At 46.7% G+C, this 10,467-nt stretch carries 8 protein-coding genes; 1 reads left to right on the top strand and 7 read right to left on the bottom strand.

Features of this window, described 5'->3' with window-relative positions; translation table 11 throughout:
- Positions 1 to 118: 118 nt before the first annotated feature.
- From M2444_RS30650 to M2444_RS30640, 3 genes are all read right to left on the bottom strand, one after another.
- Positions 119 to 2,797: a ComEC/Rec2 family competence protein gene (locus tag M2444_RS30650; RefSeq protein WP_280788903.1), complete on the bottom strand. Its 2,679-nt coding sequence runs from the start codon at positions 2,795 to 2,797 to the stop codon at positions 119 to 121.
- Positions 2,798 to 2,914: 117 nt separating this feature from the next.
- The gene (locus M2444_RS30645; protein ID WP_042191041.1) at positions 2,915 to 3,433 is read right to left on the bottom strand and encodes a deoxycytidylate deaminase; all 519 of its coding nucleotides are present in this window, start codon (positions 3,431 to 3,433) and stop codon (positions 2,915 to 2,917) included.
- 114 nt (positions 3,434 to 3,547) lie between these two features.
- Complete coding sequence (locus M2444_RS30640; RefSeq protein ID WP_280788902.1) at positions 3,548 to 4,186, bottom strand: helix-hairpin-helix domain-containing protein; 639 nt, start codon at positions 4,184 to 4,186, stop codon at positions 3,548 to 3,550.
- A gap of 186 nt (positions 4,187 to 4,372) precedes the next feature.
- On the opposite strand from M2444_RS30640, the gene comER reads away from it, so the two are divergent.
- A complete protein-coding gene (gene comER / locus M2444_RS30635) occupies positions 4,373 to 5,218 on the top strand; it encodes a late competence protein ComER (RefSeq protein ID WP_280788901.1) in 846 nt (281 codons plus the stop codon).
- A 65-nt stretch (positions 5,219 to 5,283) separates the two neighbouring features.
- Here comER and leuS read toward each other — a convergent pair whose 3' ends face one another.
- From leuS to M2444_RS30615, 4 genes are all read right to left on the bottom strand, one after another.
- Positions 5,284 to 7,734 (bottom strand): leucine--tRNA ligase, encoded by a 2,451-nt coding sequence (gene leuS / locus M2444_RS30630; protein WP_280788900.1) that lies wholly within the window; start codon positions 7,732 to 7,734, stop codon positions 5,284 to 5,286.
- Between the two features lie 517 nt (positions 7,735 to 8,251).
- Positions 8,252 to 9,319, bottom strand: a complete 1,068-nt coding sequence (locus M2444_RS30625; RefSeq protein WP_042191048.1) for an AI-2E family transporter — start codon at positions 9,317 to 9,319, stop codon at positions 8,252 to 8,254.
- A 310-nt stretch (positions 9,320 to 9,629) separates the two neighbouring features.
- Entirely contained in the window at positions 9,630 to 9,839 is a 210-nt protein-coding gene (locus tag M2444_RS30620) for a hypothetical protein (protein ID WP_036677557.1), read from the bottom strand.
- A gap of 14 nt (positions 9,840 to 9,853) precedes the next feature.
- A complete protein-coding gene (locus M2444_RS30615; protein WP_042191050.1) occupies positions 9,854 to 10,375 on the bottom strand; it encodes a PRC-barrel domain-containing protein in 522 nt (173 codons plus the stop codon).
- Positions 10,376 to 10,467 lie beyond the last annotated feature (92 nt).

The following is a 10,467-nucleotide window of genomic DNA, read 5'->3' as shown; positions in this document are numbered from 1 at the left end:
GTACAGCTTGTTACTTTTCATGAACCTCATCCCCTTCTCTATTAGTGTACCTTATTTCATCTTTAGGACTCCAATTCGATTAGGGGGCTTGAGAGATCCCGCTATCTTGGAGTGCGTTCTATTGCACAAAATGCAATGCCTCCACCAACTTATATCGCACTTCAACCCCCTCTGCCCGCACCCGCATCTGTATCTCCCCCTGCTGATCCGTCCGGAAAATAGATGCTTGGTTATCTTGCAATCGCTCCAACACCTCAGCTTTCGGATGACCATACAGATTATTAACACCCGCTGAGATCACCGCTGCTGCAGGCTGCCAGAATTTTAACCAAGCTTCGCCAGTGGATGTCTTGCTCCCATGGTGAGCCACCTTCAACACATCAATGACAGGTCCAGTGCTGATCCCCTTTTGCTTAGCCTGCTCTACAATCTCCTCCTCGGCTTCCAAATCCATATCTCCGGTGAATAGAAAGTTCCTACCATTCATCTCTAAGCGAAAAGCTACCGAATCGTGGTTCTGCTCTTCCAGTAGAGGAATGCCATTCTGATAAGGATTACCCGACGCTTCTCCACCCCTTCCCTCCGGCCATAAAAAGGACAGCTTCGTCTTATCATCCGGGGAAAGGGTCATTCCTTGATGCACAGCATACAACTGAACATCCCTCTCTAGCGCAGTCCGCATCATCCCCATATAAAACTCGCGATCAACTATTGTCCCATTAAAAAGCAATGCCGATACCGGAATCTCTCCCAACACGGCTTGAAGTCCTCCGGCATGATCCTGATCTCCATGTGTCAAAATAATGACATCTAAACGGTGGATACCACGTTTTTTCAGCAGAGGAACCAGCACTTTAGCGCCAACCTCGAACGGACTTCGGCGAACACGCCACTCTTCTTTTTGACCAAAGTTTAAGGTTCCGCCACCGTCCACTAGAATATGTGCTCCGCTCGATGTAGTGATGAGAATGCTGTCGCCTTGTCCAATATCCAGATAACTAATTGTACCTCTGCCTGCTTGACCGTCCGACTGATAACCCCAATACAGCAGCATCCCCAGCCCAACTGCCAACAGTAGAACAATCGCCCCGCTCCAGCGTCCAACCTTGGAACCATCAATAGCAAACTGTGAATTCCCCACTCTCCCAAACCCACCGTGACTGTTCACAGGTAAACCAGCCTCCGTTAATGGTCTCGTCTCATCCTCCATATATTGCGGTGCAGAACGAGCTTCCTTTCTTAGCTTGGCAACATACAGCAGACCATACAATAAAACATAGTACACCCCGATCCACAGCAGTGAAGGTGAGCCCCAAATCAAAACTCCACCGGCAAATTTATTGATCCATTCCACAGCGAAAAAAGTAAAGTTATTCAGCAGCTCCGTAACATGCGCCAGTACGTATGCAGCATCTTCCCACAGTCGTCCAAGCAGTAGTGCAAGCGTCCCTAGCGGCAATACTACAAAGGTAATCAGAGGTACAAAGACCAAATTGGCGACAAAGGATAGTAGCGAAAACTGATTAAAATAATAAATCGTGAGCGGGAAAGAAACTAATTGGGCCACTAACGTCACAGAGACCGCACCTTTAAGCCAGCGTGGCAGTATGCTCAAAAGAGGATTCATAAGCGGAACGTAAACCATTAAGCCAAGGGTCACCAGAAAAGACAGCTGGAAGCTGACACTGAGCAGCATATAAGGATTCCAGATCAACATAACCAGTGCCGATGCCGCCAAAATATTCAGTCCATCCTTCAGCATCCCAACTCGTGCAGCGAGCAGGGCAATCATACTCATCAGCCCCGCACGCACAATGGACGGGCCCGCACCCGACAAGAGGACATATACAGGAACAAGTATGAAGGTGAGCGTTAGTGCCGTCTCTTTTGGCAGCCGTAAGCGCCTGAACAGAAATAAAAGAACACCTACATACACCGCTACATGCATACCTGAAATGGCGAGAATATGCGTTAAACCAAGCTGTGAGAACTGTTTAAAGGTATCCGGATCAAGATCATCCTGCATCCCAATGATTAAGCCCTTCATATACCCAGAGTGACGTTCTTGAAAAAGTTGATCCAGCTCTGCCCCAAGGGCCATCCGCGCGCTATCATTTAAGCGAAAAACCGTTAACAGACTCCATGAATCTGGCACGGTTACCCTTACATTTTCCGCCCCCTGCCCCTTCAATAGCCAATGAATCTTCTTCGTATGTAAATAGGCACGATAATTGAAGCCTCCAAAATTACGCGCTACTGCCGGCTCTTCCAGCACGCCATTAAGCAGCACCTCATCCCCTCTTCGCCACTTCGCAGCAACAGTAATTTCATCCTCGGCCAGAAGTTTGATCTGCACTGCGATTAACTCACCCTCTACCTTTTCATCCTGCTCTTCCACAGGATCAGATGCTTTTTCATCTCCCTCTGCAAGCAGGTTCATATGTGAGAGCTTCATTGTAAAATCAACCCGATCCCCATCCCGTTCCACAACGGAAATGATCATGCCTCTAGCTTCCACGGGACTCCCATTCAACTCTGCAATCGTGCTGTCCAGCGCTTCAGGTATTCCGCTAATATTTCGAGCTTCGTTCCACTTCCAATATCCAGCCGCTAAAGAAATGGATAAACACAACACGGCTATGTATTTCCAACTTACTGTTCCCCACACCCTAAGACTCACCAGTAAAAGTATTAATCCTGCCCACGCCAATAGCAGTCCGCTCCCTGAGCTTAAGCAAGCCGCTGCGCTTCCAGCCACCCAACATACTGTAAAGCTTAACAAGGGTCTTTCCTTCACGTTCCCATCCCCCTTTCACAATACTGGATACAAAAAAAGAACCTCTGCATACGCCATAAAAGCGCACGAGAGGTTCTTCCTCAAGCCATCTTATTAAATTGGTGTTATACAGATCAGCTATTCCGATACTTTGATCATCGTTTCACTTGGCGGCTCATAGTTCTCCAATTGGCGAAATATGATACCCTTGGCAGCCATCATCGCTTCAACCTTTTCCATATCCTTACGGTAAGGTCGGTAATACACGATTTCCACGATACCACTGTTCGCCAGCATATTGGCGCAGGTCCAGCAGGGCTCATCTGTCACATAGACGGTACTGCCTTCCCGATCGATCCGGTCTGTAAATAGCAAAAGATTCTGTTCCGCATGAATCGTGCGAATACAGCGCTGTTTCTTCACCATTGTCTCTACGCCATCCACGATTTCCATTTCATATTGCTCCGAGAGCATACAGCCTGCCTCTGAACAATCAGGTACGCCCATTGGCGCCCCGTTGTACGCTGTTCCTAGCAGCTTCTTGCCTTGTACCAGCACAGCACCTACATGTCGGCGATTACAGCGTGAACGAGTGGAGACCATGCAGGCAATGTCCATGAAGTAAGTATCCCAGTCTTTACGATAAGCAGCAGTCATAATCAATCTCCATATCCTTCTAAATAGTTGTTAACTATTGTAACACATCCCCGCAAGTATTCACTAGGACAACGGTTGTAGCACATTCAACAGTACCTTCAATACCCTTATATCTTAAAATATTACTAAAGGCTTTAGCTTTTCCAGCATTTTGGGCCCGATCCCCTTCACCTTCCCCAAATCTGACAGACTACGAAAAGCCCCTACACGGTTGCGGTACTCGATTATAGTCTGTGCCTTCTTCTCTCCGATGCCCGGGAGATCCATCAGCTCCTTAGCACCCGCAGAGTTCACATTTATTTTACCTTCCTGTGAAGCGACTGACGTGGTAACCTCAAGCGCCTCCAAAGCATTCTCTCCAGTAACCGTTGTCCCTTTTTCATCTACTGGAGTCGGGACAGTATGATCTACTTGTGCAGTATCCTTCACCTTCTGAGCAGCATCAGACTTATCACTAACTTCAGCCTTTCCGGCACAATCAGTTTTCCCAGAAGCATCAGTCTTCCCAGTGGCTTCGGCTCCCACTGTAACTTTCCCAGCACTTTGCTTATCTACCTTCGTCTGCTGGCCTCCCACTTTGCCCTCTGTAGCCGAAGCTTCATCTGGCTCAGCGACTCCAATCGCTTGTTCCATGCTTCCATTCAAGGTCTCCCATCCGGCAATGCCGGAATCCCCCTTACTCCCAGCAGCCCATAACAGTCCACTACCTAGTAAAGCTACAGCCACTCCGAGCACTATACTCCCTTTATTCAAAATGCACTCCCCCTCACGAAAATTCGTCCTATACTTTTTTGTGAATCTTCATACATTCCTTTAATTGGAATTCCCTTTAATAATTCATACAAAACCTGTCATTTGTCCAAGGCTATCCTGCATACATATAACGAAGAGAATTCATGTCAGTTAGTAAAAAGCAATGCTAGAAAGGAGGAACCACAGGTGAAAGTAGGATTTATCGGAACAGGCAGCATGGGCAGCCTGCTGATCGACGCCTTTCTTTCTTCCGGAGCGCTAGAACCGTGTGATGTGCTTGCCAGCAACCGCAGTCTGAATAAGCTGCTCGAGCTTGAGAAGCGTCACCCCGGCATTTCCATTTGCGGAAGCAATAGGGAGACAGCGTTAGGAAGTGATATCGTTTTTTTATGCGTAAAGCCGCTTGAATTTAAAACATTAACCAATGAGATCGGCTCATGTCTCCGGAGTGAGCAAATCGTCGTATCCATTACAAGTCCAGTTCAATTGCATCATCTGGAATCCGCTTTGCCGTCCAAAATCGCTAAGATTATCCCAAGCATTACGCACTGCGTCAAGAGTGGGACTTCACTGTGCATTTTTGGCAGCAGGCTTAATAAAGAAGACAGGCTTGTACTGCTACAGCTATTGTCTTTCATAGGTGTCCCCTTAGAAATCCAAGAGGCACATACCCGAATCGCTTCTGATTTCTCCAGCTGTGGACCTGCGTTCTTAAGCTATTTCATTGAGCGCTGGATTGAAGCAGCTGTTGAGGCCACTGGAATTGAAGAGACATTAATCAGCCGACTTGCTGGTGAAATGCTGCTGGGTACAGGAAAATTGCTGACAGAAGGGGAGTTTACCCCCCAAGAGCTTCAAGAACGGGTCGCTGTTCGCGGCGGCATTACCGCAGAAGCGTTAAACCACTTACGTACCAGTCTAGATGGTGTATTTGAACGCCTCATCACGACAACGCATGATAAATATGATGAGGATGTTATTAAGCTTGATGAACTATTCGGACATGACACTATTAATCAAGGTCCGAAATAACGTTAGAACAACAAAGCCCGCAGCACGGATTTCTCCGATGCTGCGGGCAGAATTGCGTTCTTCGCTTAACCCACTACAATATTTACAAGCTTGCCAGGAACCGCAATAATCTTGCGTATGGTTTTACCTTCTACAGCTGCACTTACATTAGGAAGTGCCAGCGCATGAGCTTGCATTTCTTCCTGACCCATATCCAGCGGAATCAATGCGCGTTGTACGATTTTACCATTCACCTGAATAACGATTTCAACCTCAGCATCAACTGTCCATGCTTCATCATAAGTTGGCCAAGCCACGTAGCTGATGCTTCCTTCATGACCAAGCAGTTGCCACAGCTCTTCAGCAATATGCGGTGCCAGTGGTGACAACATTTGCACAAAATGTTCGGCAGCTTCATGGGACAACGTTTCTTGCTTGTAGGCATCGTTAATGAAAATCATCAACTGGCTAATCGCCGTATTGAAACGCAGATGCTCGAAATCCTCAGTAACTTTCTTAATCGTTTTGTGCCAAGTACGTTTGAACTCTTCCGTACCGCCATCTGCTGTGATTTTGGAATTGAGCTTACCTTCCTCATTCACGAACAGGCGCCATACACGGGACAAGAACCGGTGAACCCCTTCAACACCCTTTTCATTCCAAGGCTTGGTTGCTTCCAGAGGGCCCATAAACATTTCATAGACACGCAGTGTATCTGCACCAAAAGCTTCAACAATCTCATCAGGGTTGATGACATTTCCGCGTGATTTACTCATTTTTTCATTATTATTTCCAAGAATCATACCTTGGTTAACCAGCTTATGGAAAGGCTCTTTCGTTTCTACTACGCCGATATCATAAAGCACTTTGTGCCAGAAACGTGCATAGAGCAAGTGAAGCACGGCATGCTCGGCTCCACCAATGTACAGATCCACTGGAAGCCATGCTTTTTGCTTCTCTGGGGAGCACAGCTCTTGATCGTTCTTCGGATCAATGTAACGCAGGTAGTACCAGCAGCTGCCCGCCCATTGCGGCATGGTGTTGGTCTCACGGCGAGCCTTCATACCAGTCTCAGGATCGATCGTTTCCACCCAATCTGTTACATTGGCAAGTGGAGACTCCCCAGTACCCGATGGTTTGATCGCATCTACATCAGGCAGTACCAGCGGCAGCTGATCAACCGGAACAGTCTTCATTGTACCGTCTTCCAGATGCAAAATTGGAATCGGCTCTCCCCAGTAGCGTTGACGGCTGAACAGCCAATCACGCAGACGATAGGTTACTTTACCTTTACCTACGCCCTTCTCTTCCAGCCAAGCAATCATCTTCGCAATTGCTTCTTCATTCTTAAGGCCATTCAAGAAATCAGAATTGACATGCGGTCCGTCTCCGGAATATGCCTCTTCTTCAACGTTGCCACCTTGCACGACTTCCACGATATCCAAGCCGAATTGTTTAGCAAATTCCCAGTCGCGTGTATCGTGACCTGGAACCGCCATGATCGCACCCGTTCCATATCCGGCAAGTACATAATCTGCAATCCAGATCGGCGTCTTAGCACCATTCACAGGATTGATTGCATACGCACCCGTGAATACACCGCTCTTCTCTTTAGCCAAATCTGTACGTTCAAGATCGCTCTTATGAGAAGCTTTCACACGATATTCTGCAATCGCTGCACGTTGTGCTTCTGTTGTAATGGCATCAACCAGTTCATGCTCTGGTGCTAATACGCAGTAGCTCGCTCCGAACAATGTATCTGGACGTGTTGTAAACACGGTCAGGCTAGCGTCGTGACCTTCAATTTCAAAGTTCACTTCTGCACCTGTGGATTTGCCGATCCAGTTGCGCTGCATATCCTTAATGCTTTCAGACCAATCCAGCTCTTCCAGATCTTCTAGCAGACGCTCAGCATATTCAGTAATTCTCAGAATCCACTGACGCATCGGTTTGCGGACAACCGGATGTCCTCCGCGCTCACTTTTACCGTCAATAACTTCTTCGTTGGCAAGTACTGTACCCAGTGCCTCGCACCAGTTAACAGGTACTTCTGCTACATAAGCCAAGCCTTTGTTGTACAACTGGATGAAAATCCACTGCGTCCATTTGTAATAATCTGGATCTGTAGTGCTGATCTCGCGATCCCAGTCGTAGGAGAAACCCAGCGATTTGATCTGACGACGGAAATTATCGATGTTCTTATCTGTAAAATCACGTGGATGCTGACCAGTATCCATGGCATACTGCTCTGCAGGAAGTCCAAAAGCATCCCAGCCCATCGGGTGCAGCACGTTAAAACCACGCATCCGTTTGTAACGGGATACGATATCCGTTGCTGTGTAGCCTTCTGGATGACCTACATGCAGTCCTGCACCTGAAGGGTACGGGAACATATCCAGTGCATAGAAATTCGGTTTGGTTGGATCTTCACCTGTCTTAAAACTTTTGTTCTCATCCCAGAACTTTTGCCACTTGGGCTCAATAGCCTGTGCCCGGTAACCGCCGGCAGGTATACTGTTTGTTTGATTGTCGCTCATTCTCTGCTCCTCCTTGGAGTGTTACTACTTAGATTTCTTAACCAAGCATAAACTGCCATCGGCATCCTTATAAGGACGGTAAGCGTTTATGCGAGAAATATAAGACATGAAGTATTTCGTGAAACCTATACCCTCTTATATTTACAAAAAAACCTCCCATCCCTAGCGTATTATCGCTAGGGACGAGAGGTTATAATTCCCGTGGTACCACCCTAGTTAGCGGCTGAATATACTTTATTCTGCCACTCACTTTGCACCCTTTAGCGGGGGTGAGGCGACGACGCTTCACCTAGGACATCCATTATATCTAGTGGATATCCTGAAACTTGCGCCGTTACTCCGAGGTGAGTTCACTCCGTTCCGTTAACCGGCTCGCACCTTAGTGCCGGCTCTCTGCAATAACGGTATAGAATTAATACTCCTCATCATCGATCAACTATATATACCGACTGTTCATCAGTAATATTCCCCAACATTATATACAAAACTGTTGACTATAGTCAATGTTTTACCCTATTTACACGGGCTTTCGTTTGATTAAATACGTCATAAAGTGTTGAATAACGACTTTTGCAGCCGCGAAGAACGGTACAGCAAGGATAAGTCCGATCATCCCCGCCAATTCACCGCCAACCAGAAGTGCAAAAATAATGAGCAGCGGATGCAAATGCAGCTTCTTTCCCACCACCTGAGGTGAGATTATGTTACTTTCCACGATTTGGCACACTGTGTTAACCACTGCAACCAACAGCACTAAACGGAAAGAAACCGTCGAAGCCATTACAATGGCTGGTGCAGCCCCCAAAAAGGGACCCATATACGGAACAATATTGAACACTGCCACCACACTCGCAAACAATAAAGCATATGGCATTCCGATGATGGCATAACCGATATAAGCAAGCACACCTATAATAATGCAGACCAGAAACTGTCCACGAATGTAGTTGCCGAGTGCATCATCGATATCTTTTAACAAAGTTACAATCGACTTACGGCGTGCGCGGGGCAGACAAGACACCACCGTCCGCTCAAACACATCAAAATCCTTCAGAATATAGAACACTAGAAACGGTACAATGAAAGCATTGAACAGCACATTAATCGTTGTCCCTATATTATCGAGAAAATTAGAGATCCCTTCGGCGAGACGACTTTCCAGTTGAAAAAACCAGTTGTTCATCCCCATTTCGACCCCGGGCGGGATTAGTCTAGAATTCATATGTCGCATCAGCCCCTGGGCTTGCAGCGTCATCTCTGGCAAATGTTCATTCAACTCTTCAAGCTGCTCGATAAACATCGGGATCAGGTTAATTGCGATCACTGCAATCGCCGTTAGGAATACTGCATATATAAGTAGAACAGCTACACTACGCGGCATCTTCCGTCCGGCAAGCATACTAACGACGGGATTCAGCACGTAGGAAATAATCATAGCTGCCAGAAATGGAGCAAGGATTGCCTTCAAAAATACAAATATCCCCTGCAGCATTGGACGAAGCAACCAAACAAAATACAAAATGATCAAGGAGAGCAGCACTCCGATCATCCAGCGGAACCACTTACTTTGGGACCATTGCTCCATGAGTGTACCCTCCTGCGACTGTAGCCTGGACTAGCTTCGTAAATAAGTATATGTATGGCCGCAGCAAAATAACCATCAAGCACACAAAATAACCCCACAAAGTGAGGCCTGTGCTTCGATGCTGATTCAGGTACTTTGCGGGGAGCCCCAAAATACCCCCACAAAGTGAGGCTTTTTCTTCGATGCTGATTCAGGTACTTTGCGGGGAGCCCCAAAAAAAGCGCCAATAACCCTGCAGCTGATTTCAACTGTAAGGAGATTGACGCTTTAAGTACCTAGATCATTCTTGCTTACAAAGCAAGATTCATAGTTAAGATGACGCATGAATTTGCGGGAAATCCTGAGTCATATCATCCCCGGAGAACAGATCGTCCAGAGAGCTGAGAGTGCCATCTTCTTCCACCTGATACACCGACATTTTCTCGCCGTTTACCGTCAATTCAATGAAACAGCCCCAGCAATAGAACTGGTGGGAACCAATCTTTCCGATATCTTTAGAGTTACAGTTTGGACACTTCATATAATACATTCCACCTATCCGTTAACAATATTAATGGCTTTTTGTAGCCGTTCTTCGCTCATTGCAGGAACCATTAAAGCATTCTCACCAATGGACATCTCATCAGAACAAGGCAGCCATTTGCGGCCTTCGATCAAATCAGTCACAAGCCCGTCACTGATTTCCAGCGCTCCTATTGTGTTTCCCAACTTTTGGTCAAAATAAACATCCGATATTCGTCCAAGTATAGTTCCAGTTGTAGTCAGTACTTTCAAATCCTTAAGTTTGTTCTTTCCTAATAGAAAAGTACAAGGTATATGATCGGCATCTGTCTTATCAATCGACTCTTTACTACGAATCATGACAGCATCCTCGCCGTAGGCCACAATATCTTTCCATGCCACAAATTTCACATGGCCGCCAAAAAAAGATTTGCTTTCCAGTTCAATACCCGTAATATTCCAGTTTGAATCGAGTAGGATATCGACAATCTTGCCGATTTCATTCCCCTCTTCAACTTCAAATACAGCCAAGCCGATCAGATCTTGAAGTCTCATGGCTGCCTCGGTCCCCTCACTTTGAGTGTACTTACGAGTTCTCAGAAAGCCAAAAGCCCGAATCGCCTCGATACAGACCGAAACCTAGAGTA

The organism is Paenibacillus sp. PastF-3, assembly GCF_029893135.1.
Classification (GTDB): Bacteria; Bacillota; Bacilli; order Paenibacillales; family Paenibacillaceae; genus Paenibacillus_AQ; species Paenibacillus_AQ nitricinens.
Note: the sequence above shows the minus strand (reverse complement) of the source record. Positions and strands in the feature narration are given on the sequence as shown.